The sequence below is a fragment of the Yersinia sp. 1252 StPb PI genome (assembly GCF_048593885.1).
Lineage (GTDB): Bacteria > Pseudomonadota > Gammaproteobacteria > Enterobacterales > Enterobacteriaceae > Yersinia > Yersinia enterocolitica_E.
In genome coordinates this window covers 1-24,929 of sequence record NZ_JAZGQE010000060.1, presented here as the reverse complement: position 1 = coordinate 24,929, position 24,929 = coordinate 1, and the positions used below count along the sequence as shown (strand labels likewise).

The window sequence follows — 24,929 nt, the reverse complement described above, 5'->3', positions numbered from 1 at the left end:
GGAAATAGTTAATATCTTACGGTAAATTATTAATAACCTTCGCCTCACTCACAAAAAACAGCGCGATATTTCTGTTATATCGTCTTAATTGATTTACATCATATAAAAGTAACAAGTTATTTCCTAAGGTGAGACATTGCCGCTCAACCCTAATTTTCTTATTTTTCATTAAAAAAGTGTCCTCCGCAAAGGTAATGTCGATGAATAACAATAAAAGACCTATCACCGGCTCACTAAGCCGCCGTGAATTTATTCAAACATCCGCCGCAGTCACCGGGGCTGCGGCTATTGCCGGTTCTATCACCCTTCCTTTTTCAGTACATGCCGCGCCAGAAGAGCACGCAGCAACAACAGAAGAAACCATTAAATACAGTGCTTGTCTGGTCAACTGCGGTAGCCGCTGCCCACTAAAAGTACATGTGAGAAATGGCGAAATTATTAAGATTGCTAATGAAGCAATTTATGATGACTCCACCTTTGGTGAGCATCAAATTCGCCCCTGTTTACGTGGCAGATCGGTAAGATGGAAAACATATAATCCGGATCGAGTAAAATATCCCATGCTGCGTGTTGGCAAACGCGGCGAAGGTAAATTTAAACGTATCAGTTGGGATGAAGCTACCACTATTGTGGCTGATAATCTAAAAAGAACCATTGCACAATACGGCAACGAAGCAATTTATTATCAATATGGTTCTGGTTCGACCGGCGCTAATTTACAAGGCCGCAATGCCTGTAAAAGAATGCTGAGCTTGCTAGGTGGTTTTCTCGATCAACACGGTACTTATTCCACCGCCCAAATAAATACGGTAATGCCGTATATCTATGGCAATGCAGACGAAACTTTGCTGGATGAAATTAAAAACTCAGACCTGGTGGTTATGTTTGGCCATAATCTGGCAGAGACTCGGATGTCGGGCGGCGGGCAATATATCGAAACCGTTCATGCTCTGGGGCAAAGCAAAGCCAAAGTCATTATTATCGATCCACGGATGACCGACAGCGTAACGACCCTCAATGCAGAATGGGTCCCCATCTTCCCAGGTACCGATGCCGCGCTGGTGGCGGCATTAGGACATGTATTAATTAAAGAAAATCTGACTGATGAAGATTTCCTGGCACAATATTGTGTCGGCTGGGATGCCACAACATTACCCGCCTCAGCCCCCGCCAATGGTTCTTACAAAGACTATATTTTAGGTAACGGCCTCGACGGGGTAGAAAAAACACCGCAATGGGCCAGTGAGATAACCGGTATTGCGCCAACGCGGATTATTCAATTAGCCCGCGAGTTGGGAAATGCCCGTGCAGCATGGATATCACAAGGTTGGGGGATTCAGCGCAGTGCTAATGGCGAACAGGCGGCGCGCGCTATTATGATGTTGCCATTGATGACTGGTAATATTGGCCGCGCCGGAACCAATACTGGAGCCTGGGGCGGGAATGTGAAATATCCGGTGCCGGGATTCAGTATTCCGAACCCAGTGAAGACTGCTATTCCCTGCTTTATGTGGACCGATGCTATTTTTCGTGGCACTGAAATGACAGCGAAAAATGCGCATGTGAAGAATAAAGATAAACTTGATACCAATATTAAGTTTATGTGGAACTACGCCAGTAATGTTATCGGCAATCAGCATTCTGATCTGAATAAAACCCACCGCATTTTACAAGATGAATCACTGTGCGAGTTTATTTTGGTGTGGGAAAACCACATGACCAACTCTGCCAAATATGCTGATTTATTACTGCCCGATGTCACCTCAGTTGAATCAAATGATTTAATTGATAACTCCTACGCCAGTGGGGCTTATCACTACGTCACACGGTTGCAAAATGCGATCGAGCCGCTGTGGGAGTGCCGCCCGTCTTATGATGTGTTAGCCGAAATTGCCACCAAGTTAGGAATTGGCGATGCCTTTACCGAAGGCCATACCCAGCAAGAATGGATTGAAATCAGTTATAACAAAATGCGTGAGAAAAACCCTGCCTTGCCACCTTTTGAACAGACCAACGACCAAGGCATCATCGATCGTATTTATGCCGACAGCAGTCAATATATCGCGTTAAAAGATTTCCGTGATGACCCTGTGAACCACCCGTTGAAAACCCCGTCTGGCAAAATTGAGATCTACTCGCAAGCGCTGGCAACATTGGAAAAAGAGTGGCAACTGGCACCCGGTGATCGCATTACCGCTGTCGCCGAATATTGCCCAACCTTTGAAGGTGTTAGCGATGTAGAAACCATGAAAACCTACCCTTTGCAGATGACAGGCTTCCATATCAAAGGCCATACCCACTCCTCCTACTACAACGTAGCCATGCTGCGGGAAGCGGTACCACATCAGTTTTGGATTAACCCTATTGATGCCCAGCCTCGCGGTATCCAACAAGGGGATATGGTCGAAATTTTTAACAGCCGAGGCCGCATGCGTATTGCAGCAAAGGTTACCGAACGGGTGTTGCCGGGGGTTATTACCGTGCCGCAGGGTGCATGGCGAAATACCAATAAGGACGGCATTGATGTGGGAGGGTGTATCAATACGTTAACAACACTGCGACCGTCGCCACTGGCAAAAGGTAACCCACAACACACCAACCTCGTTGAAGTAAAACGTATATAAGGAGTTGAATAATGAAGCAATATGGTTTTTTTGTCGACTCCACCAAGTGCACCGGATGTAAGACCTGCCAAATCAGTTGCAAGGATGAGAAGAAGTTGGATCTCGGGCCGAAGCTGCGTCGGGTTTATGAATATGGCGGCGGCAGTTGGACTCAGCAGAACAATATCTGGGTACAAAATGTCTTTAACTACTACCTCTCTATCGCCTGTAACCACTGTTCATCACCTACCTGCGTAACGGGTTGCCCAACCGGTGCCATGCATAAACGCGAAGAAGATGGTTTGGTGGTGGTTAATCAGGATCTCTGTGTCGGCTGCCGCTATTGCGAGATGCGCTGCCCGTATGGTGCGCCGCAATTTGATGCCAAGAAGAAACTGATGACCAAGTGCGATGGCTGCTATCAGCGGGTCGCCGCAGGTGATAAGCCAGTTTGTGTCGAATCCTGCCCGCAGCGGGCGTTAGATTTTGATGAAATCACGCTATTGAGGGATAAATACGGTGAAGAGAATGCCATTGCGCCATTGCCGCACGCGCATCTGACACACCCCAATCTGGTTATCAGAAGCCACCGTGATGCCAAGCCATCCGGTGATACATCAGGCCGCATCCAAAATCCGGCGGAGGTATAAAATGCATGAATTACCCTTGGTGTTTTTTACCGTACTGGGGCAAACCGCTGTCGGGTTGTTTGCACTGGTGCTACTGAGTCACAAACTCGGTATGACCACGCCACTGCAACTCAAACAAGCCAATATCATCGGCCTGATACTGATGATGGTAGGCCTGATCGTTGGCACACTGCATGTTGGGCAACCATTGCGCGCCGCCACCATGCTCTTGGGTGTTGGTCGCTCACCGATGAGTAATGAGATAGTGCTCAGTGGGTTGTTTGTCGCCATGGCCTGTGGCACCGTATTTTTCTCAACCATAGCCAAAAATACATTACTGGCAATGCTGTGCAATGTGGCAACGGTTATCTTCGGCCTGGCCTTCGCCTGGTCAATCACCCAAGTTTATCAACTGACAACCGTGCCTAATTGGGATACCTCGTACACCGCCCTACAACTGTGGATGACGGTACTGGTCGGGGGCGGCGCTTGCGCTATTCTGACCGGCGCTCGTCAGCTTGGCGCATCAGCCGTGTTGGTCGGTGCCATTGTGACTTTGGTGAATAAACCGGGTTACCTCAGCTTTCTGGGTCAAAGTTCAGCACAACTGAGTAGCCAGCAGGCGCTGTTTTGGGGAATTCAAATTCTGCTGCTAACGCTCGGTATCTTTGTTGCTGCCGCAGCATTACTGAAAGACAGGATCCCTCGGGTTACGCTCGCGGTCAGTGCCTCGGCGCTGGTGATCGGTGAGTTGGCTGGGCGTATCGCTTTCTACAATCTCTGGCAAGTGCCAATGTAAATTAACATATTGATTCTATTGGCCTACTGACAAATAACTGTTTAGCCGTGATACCTGCGGCTAAGCCGTATTGAGATAGCTGGACCTGAAGAGAGAAAATTTTGATGTTACTGAACACCACTCTGCCGAGGATTTTAGGTGCCTGTTTTTACTATCCACCACAGTCCAATACCGTACAGCGCCTTTGGCCACTACTGCCACAGATTGCTGAGATTTTTCCGTGGCCCAATCCGGCTAAAATTGCACGATATTGCCAACAGATGCCGAGTATCCAACCCGAGCAACTGGAATATGATTTCTCGATTTTGTTTGAGGGACAAGGTGAAATGCCCGCCCCACCTTGGGGGTCAGTTTATCTGGATAAAGAAAATATCTTGATGGGGACGAGCACCCTGCAATATCGCCAATTCCTGTCAACATTCGGGTTGGTGAATCAAAGTGCGATACGTGAACCGGAAGATCAATTTGGCCTCATGTTACTGGCATGGGTTCATTTAATTGAACAGCAGCCGACAACTAAGCCCCCATCGGATAAAGCCGCGCTAGCACTGCTCACTGAGCATTTACTGCCGTGGGCCTATCGCTATCTTGAGCTGGTAACCAACAGCCAAACCGAGCATCAGGTATATCCGTTGCTGGCAAAAATCGCCGAGTGCTACCTGAAAACCTTACAAACTGAACTGGGCCTATTTCCTCAGCCCCGTGAGCTATTTCGGTGATAAAAGACGAGCGCTACTACAAGGCGTATCTGGAAAACCGCACCATCAGTCGCCGTGGGCTATTTCGTGGCTTGCTAAAAAGCGCCCGCCAACAACCACTTACTCTCCCATCGGGGAGCGCAATCAGACCACCGGGAGCCATTATTGAAAGTGCTTTCACGCAAACGTGTACGGGGTGTGAAGCCTGCATGCACGTCTGCGACGAGCATCTGATAGTCATGGTCAGTCAACGGCCTGAGTTGGATTTCTCTACCCAATATTGCAGCCGTTGTCTGGCCTGTACCACTGCTTGCCAAACCGGTGCTTTATCCCCCTCTACCCACTATATTACGGCGCACCCTCACGTAGAAAACATCTGTCAAAATACCTATATCTACTGCGACAGTTGCGCCGATTACTGTGATAAACAGGCTTTGGCGTGGCAGCCCCACCAGCCGCCGATACTGGCTTTAGCGCAGTGCGATGGCTGCGGTGAGTGTGCATTCAGATGCCCGGCAAGGGCGCTGGAAATGCGGCTGACATCACCCAAAATGGCCGATTGAATCAAAGTGCTACTACGTTAAATAAGTAACCCCGACCTGCTGATGTCAGTACAATGCCACTACCTTTAATAGCTTGTACCCCACAGGAGTGACACCGTGTTCCATTACCCAGCCCATTATACCCTTGATGAAGCCAGCGGCGAGTACCACATCCAGTATCGCGACTTCCCTGAATTGGAATCAGTGACCTACTCTCAGGAAGATATTGAACTGGAAGCACAGGACGGTATTAAGAATGGTATTGCAGCAGAAATGGAAGAGCGCCGCCCCGTCCCCGCCCCCTCAGCGCTGCAACCGGGTGATATTGCAGTTCATGTGCCCATTCTGGTGCGACTGAAAGCTGAATTACACAATGCCATGTTAACCACCAATACCCGCAAAGCAGATATGGCGCGCAAGCTCGGTTTGAATGCCGCACAGATGGATCGCCTGCTGGATGTGTACCACGCTTCCAAGGTTGAAGCACTGGAGCAAGCCCTGTATTTACTGGGCTTTGAGGCCAATATCGCGGTGAAAAAAATAAGCTGATTGTCTTAACGTCGGCCAGATTGGCTTAGATTATAACCAAGAGAGTAACAAATTGTTATTTAGCGATAATTTAAAAAAACGTTAATAGCTTCACACTTCAATGCATTGGCTCACAATATTTGCGGTTTATATACGAAAACGTGATCTAATGCATAAAATTACAGTATTGAAAGTTTCTCCCTGTTGGGATTACATTAGCCCGATCCTGTCGTATGCCACTGAGTTAGCTCAGGCTGGCATGACAATTCGGATGTATCTCAGATTGATAGCTGGCCAGTTGTGATGAAATGGCTACCATTGATTAAAAGCGTGATTCGTCCACATTTAATACCCAAAGAACTTGGCATTACAGTCAGGCAGAACGTGAGTTGATACCGACAAGCTGACATCAGTCAGTGACTCGGGTTAGTGAGCGTAGCGAACACCACTGTAATTTTAAGTAACAAGGGTAAACGTAGCACAGCAATTTGGATCGTTACTGGCGAGGTAGCTCCAAGGGGAGTTGTTCAGTGAAATATTTCTTTATGGGTATCTCTATTATGTTGGTGGTTTGGGTTGGCACCTTCATGATGATGGTCGAGTAATATTAACTCGAACCATCCACAATCTGACATCGTATAGAGGGCGCATTCGCGCCCTTTATCATTTTCCTGGCATCATTCGGCGTAACGTATCATCCCGGCGAATATAGTGATGATAAAGCGCGGCCAGTGCATGAGCGCCAATCACAAAATAGCCTAAATTGGCAATTAGCTCGTGAGTCTGCTTAAGATAACCACGCGCGACATCATCCGGTGTTACCCACTGCGGTACCTGCCACCCCAGCAAGAACCAGGTTTTCCCACCATAAGCCTGAGCCAACACGCCCAGCACCGGTAATGATAAGAACATTAAATACAGACCCCAATGCATAATCTGCGCCCCTAACAACTGCCAGTTAGGTAACCTTGGGGTGATCGCTGGTGTTGTATTGCGCTGGCGCAACCACAGCCGCACCAACATCAGTAGCCAGACAGAAATACCAAAATTGAAATGCAGATTTTTCACTAATGTACGATCTTCATCCGGTACCCTGTCACTGAGTAACATGGCGGCATAAGTCAGAATGATCATCACTAGCGTCAGCCAGTGCAGGGTTATTTGGGGTAGTGAATAGCGATTTCTCATTGTGGTGCTCCACTGACTTCATCAAGTTAATAATCAGTATGGTGCAAAATAGATGAAGAAAACATTAAGGAGGGCGGATAACGTTTTGAACACAAGGTACTTTATTCTGACCGGACAGCGTGGGTCGCCGGTCAGAATAGAGAGTTAGCTATTTAGTTAATGGTAAGCGCGGGGTTAGATACCGTCACCTGAAACCGCTTTACTCGGTTTCAGCAAACCATCAGTACGGAACATACTCTTAATTCCGCGCACCGCCTGACGAGTCCGGTCCTGATTCTCAATCAAAGCGAAACGGACATGAGTATCACCGTAATCACCGAATCCTATCCCCGGCGAAACGCAGACTTTTGCCTCAGACAACAGGCGCTTGGCAAACTCGAGTGAGCCTAAATGGGCGTAAGGCTCTGGGATTTTCGCCCAGACATACATCGACGCTTTGGGGTTTTCAACCATCCAACCAGCCTCATGCAACCCACGCACCAACACGTTACGCCGCTGGCGATATTTTTCAGCGATATCACGAACACACTGTTGGTCCCCTTCCAAGGCAGCAATTGCCGCCACCTGCAACGGGGTAAAAGTGCCATAGTCGTGATAGCTTTTGATGCGAGCCAGCGCATTAACCAATTCCGGGTTACCCACCATAAAACCAATACGCCAACCGGCCATATTGTAGCTTTTGGATAAGGTGAAAAACTCAACCGCAATGTCTTTTGCCCCAGGCACTTGCATGATTGACGGCGCTTTCCAACCATCATATACAATGTCGGCATAGGCCAAGTCATGCACCACCAGCACGTCGTATTGCTTCGCTAACGCCACCACCCGTTCAAAAAATTCCAGCTCCACACATTGTGCTGTAGGGTTAGACGGGAAGCCGAGGATCATCATTTTCGGTTTAGGAATGGTTTCACGAATCGCACGTTCCAATTCACAAAAGAAATCAATGCCTTCGGTCAATGGGACCGAGCGAACTTGCGCCCCTGCAATCACCGCACCATAAATATGAATCGGGTAGCTAGGATTCGGCACCAACACTGTATCACCGTGGTCCAGTGTCGCCAGCATCAGATGAGCCAGCCCCTCTTTCGAACCGATAGTGACAATAGCTTCAGTTTCAGGATCAATATCCACCAGGTAACGCTCGGCGTACCAGTTAGAAATGGCCCTACGCAGCCGCGGTATACCCCGAGAGGTTGAGTAGCCGTGGGTGTCTTCACGTTGCGCGACACTGCACATTTTCTCAACGATATGTGGTGGTGTCGGACCATCGGGATTACCCATACTGAAATCAATAATATCTTCACCGCGACGGCGGGCCGCCATTTTCAACTCAGCGGTAATATTGAAAACATAAGGGGGCAGGCGATCAATACGGGTAAAACGACGCTTAGCAGGGAGTTCAGCCATAATTTCCTCGAGGATACGTTAGCGCCCGGACCGTCCGAGCGACGCTGACCATCAGATGGTCTGTTTATGAACATATCCCAGCGCTAAAGGGCTGTCGAGTGGCTGGTAACAAATATCTAACTCATCGGAGAAGTTACTGAGAATCAAACTCACTAGCCAGCATCCCTAACACCCAGTCATCACACCATTGCCCGCCAAGTTGATAATTATCACGCAACGTCCCTTCCAACTGAAAACCACAGCGTTCCAGTAACCCGCGTGAAGCATGGTTGCCCACAGTAACCGTGGCTTTCATTTTATGAAACTGACATTGCTGGAAACCAAACGCCAATACAGCCAACAAGGATTCTTTGGCAAAACCTTTGCCCTGGCAGGACGGTAACATGGCATAACCCACTTCAGCTTGCTGTAACGGCAACCAATCAGCCAAAAAGCCGGTAAGCCCCATGCTCTGCCCGCTGGCGCGTTCACGAACCACCAGACATAGCCAATGGCTGGAGGCCTTTTCCCAAGGGGTTAAACGTGATTCAAAACGCGCGCGAATCTCGGCCATATCCATCGGATCTGCCATATAACGCTGAACCACAGGATCCTGGTATAAGCCTAAAAACAGCGGCCAATCCTGCTCTTTGAGGCTCTCGAGCACCAACCGTGGTGTTCTCAGAGAAATCGGCGAGCTACTGAACATCGGGATCACTGGTGACATTTTTCCCTCGAATTGAAGATGTTAGCCATAAACAGAACGCAGAATATTAAAGAGGAAATTTTTCCATAACCTCATCCCTTTATTCTTCTCTATTTTACTTAAATAATGTTCACTTCAAGATAACAAAAAACAAACAAATGGTCAGCATCGCGCGCGCCATTACCACGGCCCTCCCCTACAGCTATCGGAGAATCAGTATTATGGCTTCATTACAAATAAACGATATTCCCGCAGCAATCAAAGCGGTGAAGCAGCAATTACGTCAGGCGCTGCCTGATTATCAGCAGGTCTTCCAAGCCGTGGAAGAGAATATTCGCCAGCAAGTCACCGAAATCCGCCGTAGTTTGGCGCAGGGTGAGAACCCTGTTCCCCAAATTCATGCCGATGATATTATCAATGGTAACGTCACTGAAGAACAAAAAGCACAAATAAAACAACGAGGATGCTGCGCCATTCTCGGTGTCTTCCCAACAGAAAAAGCAGCAGCGTGGAACCGTGAAATCGGTAACTATCTCGAACGTAATAATTTCGTCGAACGCCTGAAAAATGCGGCGGAAGATAACTATTTCGGTACGCTGGCTGCCAGCAAACCGCAAATTTACGGAATTTACTGGTCAACACCGCAGGTTGAGGCTCGCCAGGATCAGCGCATGAATGCGGTGCAGGTATTCTTAAATAATCTGTGGCAAACCGAGAGTAACGGCAAGCAACATTTTGATGCTAACCGGGTGGTGACTTATGCCGACCGGACCCGTCGCCGCCCGCCAAAATCATCGTCACTGGGCTTATCACCCCACGTTGATGGTGGCTCCATAGAGCGCTGGTTGGATGAGAACTTCCGTCATGTGTACCGCCACGTGTTCTCGGGTGACTGGCAGAAGTATGATCCATTCGCCGCTGAAGGCCGCCCACAAGTGCGTGAGTTCCCCTCACCGGCAGTGTGCTCGATGTTCCGCACCTTCCAAGGCTGGACAGCACTGACACCACAGCGAACCCATGCGGGGACGCTGAATGTTATCCCGATCGCTAATGCCATGGCCTATATCCTGCTGCGCGCATTACAAGATGATGTTGCTGACGATGATCTGTGCGGTGCAGCACCAGGGCGCGCTTTATCCGCCTCTGAGCAGTGGCATCCTCTTTTAATCGAAGCCATTTCCCCTATTCCAGATTTGGAAGCAGGTGATACGGTATTCTGGCATTGCGACGTGATTCACTCAGTGGAAAATGAACATAATGGTGAGTTTGACAGCAACGTCATGTATATCGCGGCGGCGCCATGGTGCGACAAGAACGCCGCATACCTGCCACGCCAGTTAGCCAGTTTTATTGATGGCCGCTCACCACCAGACTTTGCCGCCGATGATTTCGAGGTGGATTTCAGTGGCAGAGCCACCGCCGATAACCTAACCACCCTTGGCAAACAACAGTTGGGTATGGCTGAATAACATTCCTATCAATCCCGTGTTTCTCTGCCAATAATAACGATATAAATAATCTCCTCAACGTTATCTCTGCTGGCGCGACCCGCCAGCAGACTCCCCCTGCAATCCGCCGCGTCGATTCACCGGATAACGCGGATAAAGTGGCAGTTGCCGCTCATTTTCCTTATAGTTAGCCGCTTATTCGCCGCCGAATCTGATGGTCCCAAACTAAGATTCAAGGCTGTCGCCAAGAGAAAATAGTGTGCACCAGATATTTGAAATGCTACTGGCGGTGTTTGATCGTGCCGCATTAATGTTGATTTGTTTATTCTTTCTGACTCGCACCCACCTGTTTCGTCAGTTATTGCAAAAAGAGAAGCACACACCACTGGAACTGGCAGCGGTAACCGCTATCTTCTCGTTGTTCGCTATTTTTGGTACTTATTCCGGTATTAACGTCGAAGGTTCATTAGTGAATGTTCGGGTTATTGCCGTCATGTCTGGCGGTATTTTATTTGGCCCGTGGGTAGGTATCATTACCGGGCTTATCGCCGGTTCTCACCGATATTTAATTGATATTGATGGAATTACATCAATCCCCTGTCTGATTACCAGCATTATAGCCGGCCTGATGTCCGGCTATATAAATCTGAAAGTAAAGAAAGAGCGGCAATGGAGTATCGGTATTCTGGCAGGCATGATTTGTGAGTCACTCACCATGCTATTGGTGATTATTTGGGCCAGGCCGACCGCATTAGGTATTGATATTGTGTCTAAAATCGCCATTCCGATGATCTTAGGGGCGGTTTGTATCGGGTTAATTGTCCTGCTGGTACAGAGTGTCGAAGATGAAAAAGAGGTTATTGCCGCGCGGCAAGCAAAACTGGCACTGGATATCGCCAATAAAACCCTGCCCTATTTTCGCAATATCAATGGCGAATCACTGCGCAGTGTGTGTGAGATTATTCGCACCGATATTAAGGCAGATGCTGTCGCCATTACCGACACCCAACATATTTTGGCTTATGTGGGGGTGGGCGTTGAAGCCTATAATATCGGTCATGAGATCATCAGTGATATTACCAAAGAGAGCATTCAGCGTGGGAAGATTACCATCCGCAATAATGATGAAGTCCATCGCACGCCACAAATTCACTCCCTCATCATTATTCCGTTATGGGAAAAAGGTGAAGTCACTGGCTCACTGAAGATCTACTATTGCCATGCACATAAAATTACCTATTCACTGAAAGTGATGGCGGTCGGCTTGTCACAAATCATCTCAACCCAGATTGAAGTTTCCCGTATAGAGCAACTGCGCGAAATGGCAAATAAAGCGGAAATGCGCGCACTACAAAGTAAAATTAACCCGCACTTCTTATTTAATGCCTTGAATGCTATCTCGTCCTCAATTCGTATTAATCCAGATACCGCGCGCCAATTGATCATCAATTTATCCCGTTATCTGCGTTATAACCTTGAGCTGAATGACGAACAGATTGATATTCGCAAAGAACTACATCAAATTCAGGATTATATCGCCATCGAGCAGGCCCGCTTCGGCAGCAAGTTAACTGTGATTTATGATATTGACGACGATATTGCGCTGAAAATACCCAGTTTGTTAATTCAACCCTTGGTTGAAAATGCCATTGTGCATGGCATTCAGCCGTGTCGTGGTAAAGGTGTGGTAGTCATTGCGGTTAAAGACAGTGGCGACCAAATAAAAATTTCCGTAAAAGACACCGGTAATGGTATTAACCCAGAGACAATTGAGCGCGTGGCGAATAATGAAATGCCGGGCAATAAAATTGGTTTACTCAATGTGCATCATCGGGTGAAATTACTGTATGGGGAAGGTTTACAGATACGCCGCATGGAACCGGGCACCGAGATCTCTTTTTATATCAGCAAAAATGGCGGCAAAATCCATGCTGACACCCGTATTCCAGCCGGAGTCTAATCCGTGAAAGCAATCATTGTTGAAGATGAGTTTCTGGCTCAAGAAGAGTTGAGTTACCTGATTCGCCAGCATAGCAACATCACCATTGAGGCAACCTTTGAAGATGGGCTGGATGTGCTTAAATACCTGCAGAACCATCAGGTCGATGCTATTTTTCTCGATATCAATATTCCATCATTGGATGGCGTGTTATTGGCACAGAACATCAGTAAATTTGCCCATAAGCCTTATATTATCTTTATCACAGCCTATAAAGAGCATGCAGTTGAAGCCTTTGAAATTGAAGCATTTGACTATATTTTAAAGCCTTATCATGAGTCTCGTATTGTCACTATGCTGCAAAAACTCGAAGCGCTGCATAAGCGTGAGCACCAAAATAGAGAACAGACCAGCAGTACCAACCACCGTTCTGCGGCGCATACCATCAATTTGATGAAAGATGAGCGCATTATCGTCACTGACATCAATGATATCTATTATGCCGCAGCACAGGAAAAGGTCACGTTGGTCTATACGCGGCGCGAAGAATTCATTATGCCGATGAATATTACTGAATTTTTCAGCCGCCTACCGGAGGAGTACTTCTTCCGCTGCCATCGCTCCTATTGTGTCAATTTAGCCAAAATCCGTGAAATTGTGCCGTGGTTTAATAATACCTATATTCTGCGGCTCAGTGATTTGGACTTTGAAGTCCCTGTCAGCCGCAGCAAGATAAAAGAATTCAGGCAACTGATGCGCCTTTAAATGCATTTCATTCCGCGTGGAATGCAGCTCATTCCCCTTTCGATCTATAGTGATTAGCCCGCCCGTATACTGGTTTCATTCGGCGGGCTGATAACACCTCAAGACAAGATTTCCGGTGCCCCATCAGCGCGTAATCTTTGGCTTCCGACGCTATTGCAAATCATTGTTATGTTCGCAATAGCCATATTCGGGCCACATTGCATTGATGTTTAAGGAGTCCGGCATGAGCAGTAAACCGGTAAATCGTTGGCTAATTGTTGCGGGTACCATCATCGTTCAAATGGGGTTGGGAACTATCTATACCTGGAGCTTATTTAATCAGCCACTGGGAGAGAAGTTCAGTTGGTCGTTAGGGGCAGTTGCAACCACATTTTCCATTACCAGTTTTTCTCTCGCTATTGCCACTCTGTTTGCTGGCCGCCTGCAAGAGCGCATCGGTATCCGTAAACTGACGTTACTTTCCGGTATCATTCTTGGTTTGGGCCTGATTGCCAGCTCTTTTGCCACATCATTGGGAATGATTTATCTATTGGCTGGTATCGTGGTCGGTTTCGCCGATGGTACCGCCTACATCACCACCCTATCGAATCTGATCAAATGGTTCCCGGAACGTAAAGGGCTGATTTCCGGCATTTCAGTGGGGGCATTTGGTACCGGCAGCTTATTGTTCAAATATGTAAATGCCAGTCTGATTGCCAACCAAGGAGTGTCGCTGGCATTCTTCTACTGGGGCCTCATCGTGATGGTATTAGTAGGGGCTGGCTCTTTCCTGCTACAAGAAAAAGCGGTGGCACCACAGGTCAATAACAGCCTGCAAACCGCCCGTGCCGGGCGTGATTTTAGTGTCAAAGAGATGCTGGCGGTTAAAGAGTCTTACTTCTTATTTATCATCTTCTTCACCGCATGTATGAGTGGCTTATATCTGATTGGTATCGTGAAAGATTTAGGCGTACAACTGGCAGGAATGGACTTGGTGACGGCTGCCAACACCGTTTCAGCCATTGCCATCTTTAATACCGCCGGGCGCATTATCCTTGGCGCACTATCAGACAAAGTGGGCCGTTTGCGCGTAATCAGCTTCACCTTGCTGGTCACCACATTAGCGGTATCCGTGTTGAGTTTTGTTCCACTGACTCATGCGCTGTTCTTCTTGTGTGTCGGGGCGATAGCCTTCTGCTTCGGCGGCAATATTACGGTGTTCCCAGCGATTGTGGGCGACTTCTTCGGTCTGAAAAATCACAGTAAAAACTACGGTGTCATCTATCAAGGGTTTGGTTTGGGTGCTCTGGCAGGTTCGTTTATTGCCGCACAACTGGGTGGATATCAGGCGACCTTTATGGTTATCGCAGTGCTGTCAGTACTTTCCTTGCTGCTGACGTTGATAATCAAACCGCCAAAAGGTGCGGCAACCGAGACTGAAAGTACACCAACCGCAACAGCGGGCGTAACTGCCCGTAGCCATGCCTAATAGAGGGTGACGGAGACCACCATAACTAATACAACTCAGCCAGAGTTTGTAAAGTATGGGGGCTGGTTTAAAGCAATGATGTAAAAAAGCAGAGCCTTGGCTCTGCTTTCATGTTTCAGCGATGGCGAACAAAAACCTTATAATTCATGCCCTAATGTCTGACGCAAGTAAGCGCCGGCCCCCAGCAAACCCGGTTGCTGATGGGTAATCATATAAACAGGAATATCTTGTAGGAAATCTTTGAAACGGCCTTTATCTTCAAAAGCACTGCGAAAGCCCGAAGCTGTAAAGAATTCCATAAAGCGTGGCACGATACCGCCGGCAATATAAACGCCACCAAAAGTGCTGAGATTCAATGCCAGATTGCCGCCAAAACGGCCCATAATCACACAAAACAGTGATAAGGCGCGGCGGCAGTCAGTACAGCTATCCGCCAGAGCGCGTTCAGTAATATCTTTCGGTGCCAGAGGTTCCGGTAGGCGTGCATCAGAAATCACGATAGCTCGGTATAAATTAACCAGCCCCGGCCCGGAAAGTACTCGCTCGGCAGAGACATGGCCCAGTTCCTGACGCAATACCGCCAAAATAGAGTCTTCTTCTTCGCTGTTCGGGGCGAAGTCCACATGACCGCCCTCTCCCGGTAAGCTAATCCAACGGCGGTCCACATTAACTAAATGGGCCACCCCCAGCCCAGTACCTGCACCATAAACTGCCACTGGTTTACCCGCTTGAGGCGTTGTGCCACCAAATTGCAACACATCCTGTTCGGACAACACCGGAATCGCCATCGATACTGCCGTAAAATCGTTGATCACCTCCAGATGATCCAACCCCAGGCTTTGCTGCATAGCTGCAATAGAAAATGCCCAAGTATGATTGGTCATCGCCACCCAATCCCCGGTAATCGGGCAAGCAATAGCGATACAGGCATCCTTTACGGTGACGGTATGGTCTGACAGATATTGCTTAATGACATCTTCCAGACTGTCGAATTCCAACCCTGAATATGTTTTTGCTTGTGATATTTCGCCCGTCGCCACAGCGCAAAGCGCCAAACGGGCATTAGTGCCGCCAACGTCACCCACCAGGGCATAGCTTGTCATCAGAAACTTCTCCGTTACAGGGATGCTTAACTTCAACTATGTCCACTGTAAAATCAGGCTGGAGAAACAACAATATCAATGCGCTAAACCCTTTCGCTTTGCGATAAAGATCACATAAAAACGTTTCAGCAACAGCAAAATACCGCTGCTGAAGGTGAAAAATGACGTAAATATTTAGCGTGAATTGCGCCCTTCCTCAGAAACCGGCTGCAATGTCGCAAGCTGGCGCGAGCGGATAACCCGCATCCGCAGGCTGTCATAGGCCCAGTTGTAACATACGGTGTAAGGCAGGAAGAACAAGAAGAAACCGATCTCCAACATAAATGCCTGTAATAGCGAAACACCCAACGTGAAAGCCGCGATAGGTAAGCCTATCAGGATAAAACCACCCTCGAAACCCAGCGCATGGAGTACTCGCACGAGCAGAGTCTTTGCTACCCGACTGACTGGCCAGAAGTGGTCGAACAGACTGTTGTAAACAATATTCCACAGCATTGCCACTGAGGAGAGGATCAAGGCCAATGTTCCCATTTGCAGTATGGAGCGATCCAGTAACCATGCGCCGACGGGCGCACAAATGGCGACGGCAATCACTTCAAACCCAACGGCATGAATAATCCGCTCCAAGAGAGATCGGTGATGAACTTGCATAAAACACCTACTTAAATTAACTGATGACAGATTGTTAGAGGTGATTATCATCGTTTTTTAAGATAGATTAAAAATAGAACCCATCGATAAAATAGATAGTTTATGCATTATTCTCCCGAAGCCTTAATTGCATTTGTTGAAGCCGCAGCCCTTGGGTCCTTCTCCGCGGCGGCCCGTAAGCTACGCAAAAGCCAATCAACTATCAGCACCGCCATCGCCAATCTGGAAGCCGATCTGGGTTTGACCTTATTTGACCGTCAGGCGCGCCAGCCGGTATTAACTGACCATGGTCGCCGTGTGCTATCCCATGTGCAGGAAATTCTGGCGGCCAGCGAACGGCTGGATAATCTATCAATACGTCTGGCAGGTCAGGTTGAAACCCGACTGACTTTTGTCCTTTCTGATACTTATCAACCAACACATCATGAGGACTTACTGCGTCGCTTTGAGCAGCGTTACCCTGATATCGAATTTGAGTGCCTGATTGCCGAAGAGGGCGACGTCATTGACCTGCTGCAACTACGGCGAGCGCATATCGGTGTAGTAGAAGTTCAGTCGTACTATCCACCGGATATTGCGGCCAGCCGATTAGCCGCACAGACTGAAATGGCGATATTCGTGCAGCAGGGTCATGCGCTGGCAAAGCTCCCTCAGGTTCACCCCGAACAACTGGCTACCGCCCGGCAACTTTGCCTCAATACTTACAATCGTACTGAGCGCAACCAGTCGCAAGGGCTAATGTGGTCTGCCCCCAGCTACTTAATGTTGTTAGAAATGGCGGAGCAAGGCTTCGGCTGGGCGATTTTGCCACGCTGGCTGGTGGAGCAATACAGCCGTCAAAAACTGGTCGCGTTGCCCACCATTGGTTGGCCGAAAATGATCTCTATTGATGCGGTTTGGTCGAAAAAAAGCCCACCGGGGCCAGCGGGCTATTGGTTGTTAGACCAATTAACTGGTCGTAATAACAATGTTAGCTAAAAAACAGTGTTAGCTAAAAAACAGTGTCAGCTAAAAAATAGTGTCAGCTAAAAAATAGTGTCAGCTAAAAAATAGTGTCAGCTAAAAAATAGTGTCAGCTAAATCAGATTGCCGCGTTACGCGCCTGAATAGATTTCGCCACATTGTTCAATAATTCAGGAATATCCATTTGCGGCAGCACCACCTCGATAAAAGCCAGTTGATCGCAGTGTTCTAGTTGTGCCATAAGTTGTTGTAATTGTTCAACCTCAGTGACAGTGCGGGTAAAAAGGGCTTTATTCCTGCTGAATGCGTGTGGCAATTGGCTCCAATCCCACGCAGCGATATCGTTATAAGGTTGCAGTGGCCCGTGAATAGCTCGTTCAACGGTATACCCTTGATTATTTAGTAAGAAAATTATTGGTTTTAACCCATCTCGCAGCATGGAACCCAGTTCCTGGATGGTCAGTTGGGCAGAACCATCACCGACGAGCAAGATAACCCGTCGTGCGGGGTGCGCCACTTGCGAACCATAAGCGGCAGGCAAACTGAAACCAATCGAGCCCCACAGTGACTGAGCAATAAGAGTACAACCGGAAGGTAAGGTCAATGTGGCAGCACCAAAGCAAGAGGTGCCCTGATCGGTAACCACAATGTCGTTTGGGCGTAGAAAGTGTTGGATGTGATACCAAAACGTTTGTTGGTTCAGTAAATTATGCTGTGTAGTCGGCGCTATTGAATGAGTTATCGTCGGCTGCTGCCATTCGCCTTGTAACGATTTACACAGCTCATGCAGGGCACCAATCGCAGCCAGCATGGGAATCTGACTGAAAATCTGTTTCCCTATCCGTGCCTGTTCCGGCTGGATATCAATACAATTTTCCTGAGTGATATGCTGGCTGAATCCGGCAGTAATAGTATCGATAAACCAAACGCCAACGGTGATAAGAACATCAGCCCCTTCGATATATTCTCTTATACTGACATCACTGGCCGCCCCGGCGTAAGTACCGATAAACCTCGGATGTGATTCGTCCAGTAATCCTTTTCCCATCAATAATGTCGAATATGGCAGGTTAACCTCCGACACCCAGTGGTTCAATGACTCCCGGCCACCAAATCTATCCGCCAGAAAATCAGCTAACAATGCGACCCGGTGTGCTGACTGTAGCTTTTCACGTGCGGCGTCAATAAAGGCTTGTAATGATGATGGCGATAACAGGGGTTGATAGAGGGCCAAAGCGCCAGGCTGACTGGTGACTGACGCCTGTGAAACATCGCAGGGTAATTGCAAATAGACCGGACGCCGCTGACTTAGCGCCGCCACCAGTAGCCTGTCAATTTCAGCAACTGCATTTTCAGCGGTTAGATTGGCCTGCGCACAGGTGACCTCTTTCGCCATACGGGAAAAATGGCTGAAGTCGCCATCCCCCAGTGAGTGATGTAACAACTCTGCGGCTTTTTGCGAACGCAATGCCGGGGTACCAACGATATGAATCACCGGAAGGTATTCAGCAAAGCTGCCTGCAATACCATTAATAGCACTTAATTCACCGACGCCAACCGTGGTCAGCAGTGCTGCCGCTGGCATCACCCGGGCATAGCCATCTGCGGCATAAGCTGCATTAAGTTCATTGGCACATCCCATCCATTTAATGACGGGATGGCTGATGACACGGTCTAAAAAAAGCAGATTAAAATCGCCAGGAACACCGAATAGATGCCGGATTCCCACTTGCGCCAGGCGATCCAAGAGATAATCAGCCACGTTGTAACTGCTTGCCATCATGACACCAACCTTAATACTTATTATATTGCATTAAGTATTAAGCAATTAATCAATAGATCTAATGTTTTGAAATTATTAATTAGCTACCACTGTAATTATTTTCTGACATCCCTTTCTCCGCCTTATCTTGTGATCCCGTTAGCTTACGTCGTCGGTGAAAACGCATACACTAAACTGTCGTTTACTCTCGTTAATAAGGGTCATCATGGTCTATCAGGCAGCTTCCTCCCGTTATCAAGAGATGAAGTATCATCGTTGTGGTCGTAGTGGATTAATGCTTCCGGCAATTTCTCTTGGCTTGTGGCATAACTTTGGTGACAGCACGCTGTACGAAAATAGCCGCAATTTAGTGCATCGCGCTTTCGATAGTGGCATCACCCATTTTGATTTAGCCAATAACTATGGCCCGCCACCCGGTTCAGCCGAGCTGAACTTTGGCCGCATCCTGCAACAAGACCTGCGCCCCTATCGTGATGAACTGATTATCTCTTCCAAAGCGGGATACACTATGTGGCCCGGCCCTTATGGTGACTGGGGTTCGAAGAAATATCTGGTAGCCAGTATCAACCAAAGCCTACAACGTATGGGGCTAGATTATGTAGATATTTTCTACCACCATCGCCCGGATCCTAATACACCATTGGAAGAAACCATGGCCGCATTGGACCTGCTGGTGCGCCAAGGTAAAGCGTTGTATATCGGGTTGTCCAACTATCCAGCGGCGCAAGCCCGTCAGGCCTGTGAAATTCTGGCAAATCTTGGTACGCCTTGCCTGATTCATCAGCCTAAATACTCTATGTTCGAACGCTGGATTGAAGCCGGGCTGCAAGATACTTTGGATGAGTATGGCGTAGGATCTATTGCCTTTTCTCCGTTGGCAGGCGGCGTATTGACGGATCGCTATTTGGCGGGTATTCCGCAGGACTCAAGGGCTGCCAGTGGCAGTAAATTCCTTAATCCCGAGCAGCTTACCGCAGAAAAACTGGCCAAGGTGCGCCAGTTGAACGCATTGGCCCACGAGCGCGGCCAGAAGTTGTCACAGATGTCTTTAGCCTGGGTATTACGTGGCGGGCGGGTGACTTCAGCACTGATTGGTGCCAGCAAAATCAGCCAGATTGACGACGCGGTTGGTATGCTAGCCAACACTGATTTCAGCACCGAAGAAATCAAACGTATTGAAAATATTCTGGTGTAAACGCTCTCTCCAAAGTCCCCCAACAGGGGCACTCCGGTGCCCCTAATCCACCATTGTTACAGATAAATCTCAATTTTTTATTTTACAGTTTTATCTGAATCACAGTTGCCGAACCGCAGTTTAAGATAGGCCATAGCCAATAAAGCTGCGCAAGGATAAATCATGTCAAAAGTGGATGTTTTGAAACCAACGATATTTAGACCTATTTCGTTAAGACCACTGTTATTAGTAACGATATTAGCCTGGTTTCCTCTCGTTCCTATGGCAAATGCCGAAAGTATTGAGCTACTCCCCAGTGTTTCATTGCAGATTGGTGAGCAAGATCGCCGTGGCAATTATTGGGATGGTTATGACTGGCGCGATCAACGATGGTGGCAGGATCATCAGGGGCGGGATTTAGGCGAACGAAACCGCCATGGACATTACTGGGATGGGCACCGCTGGCAAAACAGAGACTGGTGGCAAAAGAACTATTATTACCGTGAAGGGCGCTATCAGAAACACGATAAACATTATGACAACCACGGCAAGAAACATCATCGCGGGAAAGGGCATGACCGCCATCATGATGATGACTAATTAAAAAAGCTTCTGGCGGATGATTGGCTATCGATCCGCCAGTATGAAGAAGTTAGAGCAAGCTAATCAACAGATAAGCATTTAATCCAACCACCACTAACACAATCATCTTCCCCAAAATCTGAATCAATTTTGAGTTAACCATATCTCCCATCAATTCTTTATTGCCAGTAAAGGCCAGCAATGGAACTAACGCCAACGCAATACCAAAACTCAGCAGTACCTGGCTCATCACCAAGATCCGTGTTGCATCCATACCCGCCAGAATGACAATAAAGGAAGGCAACATCGTGACCGTGCGGCGCACCCAGATAGGGATATAAAACCGGACAAAGCCTTGCATCACGACCTGCCCTGCCAAGGTCCCCACCACTGTCGATGACAACCCAGCGGCAACCAGACTCAAACCAAAAATAGTGGCTGCGGCATTACCTAACAGGGGTTGTAGTGTGAGGTACGCTTGCTCGATTTCAGCAATACTGCCATAGCCATTGAAATGGAAAGCCGCCGCCGCCGTTGCCATCATCGCCAGATTCACAAAACCGGCAATTGTCATGGCAATCGCCACATCCAATTTAGTCGCAGCATAACGAGAAGCCTTGGAGTTTTCTCCCGCCGTTTGCGTCAAGGATGAATGCAGATAAATAACATGCGGCATAATAGTGGCACCTAGTACCCCGGCCGCTAGAAACACCGCGTCACGGTTAGGCAAGTCAGGAACCAACATACCGCGGCCCAACGCCGCCAGTTCTGGCCGGGAGAAAATAAGTTCGACAATATAAGCCGCCGCTACAAATAACAGCAGCCCACCGATAACCAGTTCGAGAGGTTTTTGCCCACGCTTTTGCAGCATAAGAATCAGGAAAGTGGCAATGCCGGTCAGGACAGCACCTTCAAGCAGGGTCACACCTAGCAGTAATTTAAACCCGATTGCCGCCCCAATAAACTCGGCCAGATCCGTGGCCATAGCGATGATTTCGGCTTGTACCCAGTAGGCCCATACCGCAGGCCGTGGAAACCGGTCACGGATATGCTCAGCCAGATTTTTACCCGTGGCAATACCGAGTTTAGCGGACAGTAATTGGATCAACATAGCCATGATGTTGGCCCAAACCACCACCCACAATAAGGTATAACCGAAAGAGGCCCCCGCCTGAATATTGGTTGCGAAGTTACCGGGGTCGATATAACCGATGGCCGCGATAAAAGCAGGCCCCATCAGGGAGAGTTTTATCCTCCTTGATGTACGGCGGGATGTATCGACAGCACGGCTATTCAGCATTCAGTATTACCCTTGAAAACTTACGTCTACTTTCTTATCAATAATAATATCTAAATGATAATAATTATCAAGCGCACTTGGCGTGGTAGAACTTATCTCTCTGATAGCTAACACCGTATAATCAGCCGTGTAGCAATCACCCGTGGTAGCTTTCTGAAAAGTTGGGTTAAATGTTCCATCGCCCTTTTCGTAACGAATGACTACAATTGATCAACCTAGCATATTTAAACTACTTCCGTAGCAAATTATTAACATCCTATTTTTTGTGATCCACTCCACTAATTCGTTTGCATTAGTGCAAGTGAATTTCTATATTTGCTGCCTACATCTCGTTTTTAATGTAGCCGTTACATAAAATGTCCACCGAAATCTAGCCTGCCTCAAATTTGGAGCACACATGTCCCATATTCTGCAGTTTGCGTTGGCCTTAGTCGTGGTGGCCATATTAGCTCTGGCGATCTGTAAGGATCGTAAAAGCATCCGCATTCGGTTTGTTATTCAATTGCTGGTAATTGAAGTGTTGTTGGCGTACTTCTTCCTCCATTCGGAAGCTGGATTGGGTTTTGTGAAAGGATTCGCCGGTTTATTCGACAAGTTGCTTGGATTTGCCGCCAACGGTACCGACTTTGTCTTTGGTAATATGGGTGATAAAGGTTTGGCGTTCTTCTTCCTGAGAGTGCTGTGCCCTATCGTCTTTATTTCTGCTCTGATTGGTATTCTGCAATATATCAAAGTTCTCCCCGTCGTTATTCGTATCATTGGTACTTTGCTGTCTAAAGTTAACGGCATGGGTAAGCTGGAATCATTCAACGCCGTCAGCTCACTGATTCTGGGTCAATCTGAAAACTTCATCGCCTATAAAGACATTTTGGGCAAAATGTCTGAAAAACGCATGTACACCATGGCAGCAACCGCGATGTCGACAGTTTCTATGTCAATCGTGGGTGCATATATGTCAATGCTGGACGCGAAGTTTGTGGTTGCGGCGCTGGTACTTAACATGTTCAGTACCTTTATCGTGTTGTCATTGATCAACCCGTATAAAGCAGAGGACGAGGAAGAGTTGCAACTGAGCAACTTGCACGAAGGCCAAAGCTTCTTTGAAATGCTGGGTGAGTACATTCTGGCCGGTTTCAAAGTTGCTATCATCGTTGCAGCCATGCTGATTGGTTTTATCGCGTTAATTTCTGCGATGAATGCCTTATTTAGTTTGCTGTTCGGTATCAGCTTCCAGGGTATCTTGGGCTATGTCTTCTTCCCGTTTGCCTGGGTGATGGGCGTACCGACTCATGAAGCCTTACAAGTTGGTGGCATCATGGCAACCAAACTGGTATCTAACGAATTCGTGGCAATGATGGACTTGCAGAAAGTGGCATCAGAACTGTCACCACGCAGCGTGGGTATTCTGTCAGTGTTCCTGGTTTCATTCGCTAACTTCTCCTCTATTGGTATCGTAGCCGGTGCGATTAAAGGTTTGAATGAGCACCAAGGGAATGTAGTTTCACGCTTTGGCTTGAAGCTGTTATACGGCTCTACGCTGGTCAGTGTGCTGTCCGCCTCTATTGCGGGCCTGGTACTCTAAGTATCAGAAAAAAATCTCTAAAGAGGCGCTACGGCGCCTTTTTTTATACCTGCGATCCATACCCGGACTATTTACACGGATGATGACTCTTTGAGTAATCAAAGGCTGGAGAACTTTAGTGGGTAAGTTTAATGCCGCGACTGATGTGATATGCCCGTTAATAAGCAATAGATGGCGTTCTAAGTGAGGTAGTGAGGTAGTAAATATAATGGTGGGTCGTGCGGGATTACTCGGCCTCTGGCCTCGCCCTTCGGGTCAACGCTCGCGCGTTGCTGTCTCGCTTCGCTCGGCTCGAACCTGAACGCAGGTTACTCGTATCATTTTGATACTCGCCCTTCGGGCCAACGCAAGCGTTGTTCAAAACTGACATGCAGTTTTGTCTCACCCACACGATTTCGTGTAGTTTTTGAGTTTTTAGATCTGGGGGGAGTTAATACGGTACTTGATATAATGGTGGGTCGTGCGGGATTACTCGGCCTCTGGCCTCGCCCTTCGGGTCAACGCTCGCGCGTTGCTGTCTCGCTTCGCTCGGCTCGAACCTGAACGCAGGGTCTCACCCACACGATTTCGTGTAGTTTTTGAGTTTTTAGATCTGGGGGAGTTAATACGGTACTTGATATAATGGTGGGTCGTGCGGGATTCGAACCTGCGACCAATTGATTAAAAGTCAACTGCTCTACCAACTGAGCTAACGACCCATTATATAGATTTATTCGACATTTTTAACACGAGTCATGCGGGATTACTCATCCTGCGGATTCGCCCTTCGGGTCAACGCTTACGCGTTGCTGTCTCGCTTCGCTCGGCTCGAACCTTTAACCAATTGATTAAAAGTAACTATTCTGCCAACTGAGCTAACGACCCATTATATGATAATACGAAGTAAAAGAAGTGGTGGGCGATACCAGATTCGAACTGATGACCCCCTCCGTGTAAAGGAGATGCTCTACCAACTGAGCTAATCGCCCACTTCTACTACCTTGAATCTTAATACTTTTAACAATGAGTGATGAGTGGTGGGCGATACCAGATTCGAACTGATGACCCCCTCCGTGTAAAGGAGATGCTCTACCAACTGAGCTAATCGCC

General features: G+C 47.9%; 22 protein-coding genes, 2 tRNA genes and 3 other RNA genes. 15 read left to right on the top strand and 12 right to left on the bottom strand.

Annotated elements, in window-relative coordinates:
- Positions 1–200 precede the first annotated feature (200 nt).
- The 7 genes from V2A85_RS11070 (at position 201) to ypdK (ending at position 6,404) form a co-directional block, all read left to right on the top strand.
- Positions 201–2,624 carry a DmsA/YnfE/YnfF family dimethyl sulfoxide reductase gene (locus V2A85_RS11070; protein WP_420071425.1) on the top strand — a complete coding sequence of 808 codons (2,424 nt, stop codon included), beginning with the start codon at positions 201–203 and terminating at the stop codon, positions 2,622–2,624.
- A gap of 11 nt (positions 2,625–2,635) precedes the next feature.
- Complete coding sequence (locus tag V2A85_RS11065) at positions 2,636–3,253, top strand: DMSO/selenate family reductase complex B subunit (RefSeq protein WP_372559558.1); 618 nt, start codon at positions 2,636–2,638, stop codon at positions 3,251–3,253.
- A 1-nt stretch (position 3,254) separates the two neighbouring features.
- Positions 3,255–4,031, top strand: coding sequence for a dimethyl sulfoxide reductase anchor subunit family protein (locus V2A85_RS11060; protein ID WP_420071424.1), 777 nt, complete (start codon positions 3,255–3,257; stop codon positions 4,029–4,031).
- A gap of 104 nt (positions 4,032–4,135) precedes the next feature.
- Positions 4,136–4,750 (top strand): TorD/DmsD family molecular chaperone, encoded by a 615-nt coding sequence (locus V2A85_RS11055; RefSeq protein ID WP_420071423.1) that lies wholly within the window; start codon positions 4,136–4,138, stop codon positions 4,748–4,750.
- A complete protein-coding gene (locus V2A85_RS11050; protein ID WP_372559561.1) occupies positions 4,747–5,292 on the top strand; it encodes a 4Fe-4S dicluster domain-containing protein in 546 nt (181 codons plus the stop codon). The genes V2A85_RS11055 and V2A85_RS11050 overlap by 4 nt, the downstream gene beginning before the upstream one ends.
- 96 nt (positions 5,293–5,388) lie before the next feature.
- Positions 5,389–5,820: a hypothetical protein gene (locus V2A85_RS11045; RefSeq protein ID WP_372559562.1), complete on the top strand. Its 432-nt coding sequence runs from the start codon at positions 5,389–5,391 to the stop codon at positions 5,818–5,820.
- A gap of 509 nt (positions 5,821–6,329) precedes the next feature.
- Positions 6,330–6,404, top strand: a complete 75-nt coding sequence (gene ypdK / locus V2A85_RS11040; protein ID WP_098057507.1) for a membrane protein YpdK — start codon at positions 6,330–6,332, stop codon at positions 6,402–6,404.
- Between the two features lie 58 nt (positions 6,405–6,462).
- On the opposite strand, the gene V2A85_RS11035 is transcribed toward ypdK, so the two are convergent.
- From V2A85_RS11035 to V2A85_RS11025, 3 genes are all read right to left on the bottom strand, one after another.
- Positions 6,463–6,987, bottom strand: coding sequence for a cytochrome b (locus tag V2A85_RS11035; RefSeq protein WP_372559563.1), 525 nt, complete (start codon positions 6,985–6,987; stop codon positions 6,463–6,465).
- A gap of 174 nt (positions 6,988–7,161) precedes the next feature.
- Positions 7,162–8,397 carry an alanine transaminase gene (alaC, locus tag V2A85_RS11030; RefSeq protein WP_420071422.1) on the bottom strand — a complete coding sequence of 412 codons (1,236 nt, stop codon included), beginning with the start codon at positions 8,395–8,397 and terminating at the stop codon, positions 7,162–7,164.
- Between the two features lie 133 nt (positions 8,398–8,530).
- Positions 8,531–9,043, bottom strand: coding sequence for a GNAT family N-acetyltransferase (locus tag V2A85_RS11025; protein ID WP_420071427.1), 513 nt, complete (start codon positions 9,041–9,043; stop codon positions 8,531–8,533).
- A 260-nt stretch (positions 9,044–9,303) separates the two neighbouring features.
- Here V2A85_RS11025 and V2A85_RS11020 point away from each other — a divergent pair, with 260 nt between their 5' ends.
- The 4 genes from V2A85_RS11020 (at position 9,304) to V2A85_RS11005 (ending at position 14,702) form a co-directional block, all read left to right on the top strand.
- Positions 9,304–10,551, top strand: coding sequence for a DUF1479 domain-containing protein (locus tag V2A85_RS11020; RefSeq protein ID WP_372559565.1), 1,248 nt, complete (start codon positions 9,304–9,306; stop codon positions 10,549–10,551).
- A gap of 238 nt (positions 10,552–10,789) precedes the next feature.
- Positions 10,790–12,490, top strand: a complete 1,701-nt coding sequence (locus V2A85_RS11015) for a LytS/YhcK type 5TM receptor domain-containing protein (RefSeq protein ID WP_420071421.1) — start codon at positions 10,790–10,792, stop codon at positions 12,488–12,490.
- Positions 12,491–12,493: 3 nt separating this feature from the next.
- Positions 12,494–13,234 (top strand): LytR/AlgR family response regulator transcription factor, encoded by a 741-nt coding sequence (locus tag V2A85_RS11010; RefSeq protein WP_372559567.1) that lies wholly within the window; start codon positions 12,494–12,496, stop codon positions 13,232–13,234.
- Positions 13,235–13,457: 223 nt separating this feature from the next.
- Positions 13,458–14,702, top strand: coding sequence for an OFA family MFS transporter (locus tag V2A85_RS11005; RefSeq protein WP_083163469.1), 1,245 nt, complete (start codon positions 13,458–13,460; stop codon positions 14,700–14,702).
- Positions 14,703–14,839: 137 nt separating this feature from the next.
- On the opposite strand, the gene glk is transcribed toward V2A85_RS11005, so the two are convergent.
- Complete coding sequence (gene glk, locus V2A85_RS11000; RefSeq protein ID WP_420071420.1) at positions 14,840–15,805, bottom strand: glucokinase; 966 nt, start codon at positions 15,803–15,805, stop codon at positions 14,840–14,842.
- A gap of 174 nt (positions 15,806–15,979) precedes the next feature.
- The gene (locus V2A85_RS10995) at positions 15,980–16,456 is read right to left on the bottom strand and encodes a multidrug/biocide efflux PACE transporter (RefSeq protein WP_083163464.1); all 477 of its coding nucleotides are present in this window, start codon (positions 16,454–16,456) and stop codon (positions 15,980–15,982) included.
- A gap of 102 nt (positions 16,457–16,558) precedes the next feature.
- Between V2A85_RS10995 and V2A85_RS10990 the strand changes: the two genes are divergently transcribed.
- A complete protein-coding gene (locus tag V2A85_RS10990) occupies positions 16,559–17,434 on the top strand; it encodes a LysR family transcriptional regulator (RefSeq protein WP_372559569.1) in 876 nt (291 codons plus the stop codon).
- Between the two features lie 103 nt (positions 17,435–17,537).
- Here V2A85_RS10990 and V2A85_RS10985 read toward each other — a convergent pair whose 3' ends face one another.
- Positions 17,538–19,199, bottom strand: coding sequence for an alpha-keto acid decarboxylase family protein (locus V2A85_RS10985; protein ID WP_420071426.1), 1,662 nt, complete (start codon positions 19,197–19,199; stop codon positions 17,538–17,540).
- Positions 19,200–19,407: 208 nt separating this feature from the next.
- Between V2A85_RS10985 and V2A85_RS10980 the strand changes: the two genes are divergently transcribed.
- Both V2A85_RS10980 and V2A85_RS10975 read left to right on the top strand, forming a co-directional pair.
- Positions 19,408–20,397 carry an aldo/keto reductase gene (locus V2A85_RS10980; protein WP_420071419.1) on the top strand — a complete coding sequence of 330 codons (990 nt, stop codon included), beginning with the start codon at positions 19,408–19,410 and terminating at the stop codon, positions 20,395–20,397.
- A gap of 162 nt (positions 20,398–20,559) precedes the next feature.
- Positions 20,560–20,976: a DUF2502 domain-containing protein gene (locus tag V2A85_RS10975; protein WP_420071418.1), complete on the top strand. Its 417-nt coding sequence runs from the start codon at positions 20,560–20,562 to the stop codon at positions 20,974–20,976.
- Positions 20,977–21,028: 52 nt separating this feature from the next.
- On the opposite strand, the gene V2A85_RS10970 is transcribed toward V2A85_RS10975, so the two are convergent.
- The gene (locus V2A85_RS10970) at positions 21,029–22,258 is read right to left on the bottom strand and encodes an Nramp family divalent metal transporter (protein ID WP_420071417.1); all 1,230 of its coding nucleotides are present in this window, start codon (positions 22,256–22,258) and stop codon (positions 21,029–21,031) included.
- Positions 22,259–22,655: 397 nt separating this feature from the next.
- On the opposite strand from V2A85_RS10970, the gene V2A85_RS10965 reads away from it, so the two are divergent.
- Positions 22,656–23,840 carry a NupC/NupG family nucleoside CNT transporter gene (locus V2A85_RS10965; protein WP_083163451.1) on the top strand — a complete coding sequence of 395 codons (1,185 nt, stop codon included), beginning with the start codon at positions 22,656–22,658 and terminating at the stop codon, positions 23,838–23,840.
- A gap of 209 nt (positions 23,841–24,049) precedes the next feature.
- Here V2A85_RS10965 and V2A85_RS10960 read toward each other — a convergent pair.
- The 5 genes from V2A85_RS10960 to V2A85_RS10940 form a co-directional block, all read right to left on the bottom strand.
- A non-coding RNA gene (locus tag V2A85_RS10960) (RtT sRNA) lies at positions 24,050–24,172 on the bottom strand.
- Between the two features lie 119 nt (positions 24,173–24,291).
- Positions 24,292–24,417: non-coding RNA, RtT sRNA (locus V2A85_RS10955), on the bottom strand.
- 45 nt (positions 24,418–24,462) lie between these two features.
- A tRNA-Lys gene (locus V2A85_RS10950) sits at positions 24,463–24,538 on the bottom strand.
- Between the two features lie 43 nt (positions 24,539–24,581).
- Positions 24,582–24,673: non-coding RNA, RtT sRNA (locus V2A85_RS10945), on the bottom strand.
- A 59-nt stretch (positions 24,674–24,732) separates the two neighbouring features.
- Positions 24,733–24,808: transfer RNA gene (locus tag V2A85_RS10940), tRNA-Val, on the bottom strand.
- Between the last annotated feature and the right edge of the window lie 121 nt (positions 24,809–24,929).

Coding starts and splice junctions, on each gene's coding strand:
- V2A85_RS11070 (WP_420071425.1), top strand. CDS start 201: ATGAATAACAATAAAAGACCTATCACCGGCTCACTAAGCCGCCGTGAA.
- V2A85_RS11065 (WP_372559558.1), top strand. CDS start 2,636: ATGAAGCAATATGGTTTTTTTGTCGACTCCACCAAGTGCACCGGATGT.
- V2A85_RS11060 (WP_420071424.1), top strand. CDS start 3,255: ATGCATGAATTACCCTTGGTGTTTTTTACCGTACTGGGGCAAACCGCT.
- V2A85_RS11055 (WP_420071423.1), top strand. CDS start 4,136: ATGTTACTGAACACCACTCTGCCGAGGATTTTAGGTGCCTGTTTTTAC.
- V2A85_RS11035 (WP_372559563.1), bottom strand. CDS start 6,987: ATGAGAAATCGCTATTCACTACCCCAAATAACCCTGCACTGGCTGACG.
- alaC (WP_420071422.1), bottom strand. CDS start 8,397: ATGGCTGAACTCCCTGCTAAGCGTCGTTTTACCCGTATTGATCGCCTG.
- V2A85_RS11020 (WP_372559565.1), top strand. CDS start 9,304: ATGGCTTCATTACAAATAAACGATATTCCCGCAGCAATCAAAGCGGTG.
- V2A85_RS11005 (WP_083163469.1), top strand. CDS start 13,458: ATGAGCAGTAAACCGGTAAATCGTTGGCTAATTGTTGCGGGTACCATC.
- glk (WP_420071420.1), bottom strand. CDS start 15,805: ATGACAAGCTATGCCCTGGTGGGTGACGTTGGCGGCACTAATGCCCGT.
- V2A85_RS10995 (WP_083163464.1), bottom strand. CDS start 16,456: ATGCAAGTTCATCACCGATCTCTCTTGGAGCGGATTATTCATGCCGTT.
- V2A85_RS10990 (WP_372559569.1), top strand. CDS start 16,559: ATGCATTATTCTCCCGAAGCCTTAATTGCATTTGTTGAAGCCGCAGCC.
- V2A85_RS10985 (WP_420071426.1), bottom strand. CDS start 19,199: ATGGCAAGCAGTTACAACGTGGCTGATTATCTCTTGGATCGCCTGGCG.
- V2A85_RS10980 (WP_420071419.1), top strand. CDS start 19,408: ATGGTCTATCAGGCAGCTTCCTCCCGTTATCAAGAGATGAAGTATCAT.
- V2A85_RS10975 (WP_420071418.1), top strand. CDS start 20,560: ATGTCAAAAGTGGATGTTTTGAAACCAACGATATTTAGACCTATTTCG.
- V2A85_RS10970 (WP_420071417.1), bottom strand. CDS start 22,258: ATGCTGAATAGCCGTGCTGTCGATACATCCCGCCGTACATCAAGGAGG.
- V2A85_RS10965 (WP_083163451.1), top strand. CDS start 22,656: ATGTCCCATATTCTGCAGTTTGCGTTGGCCTTAGTCGTGGTGGCCATA.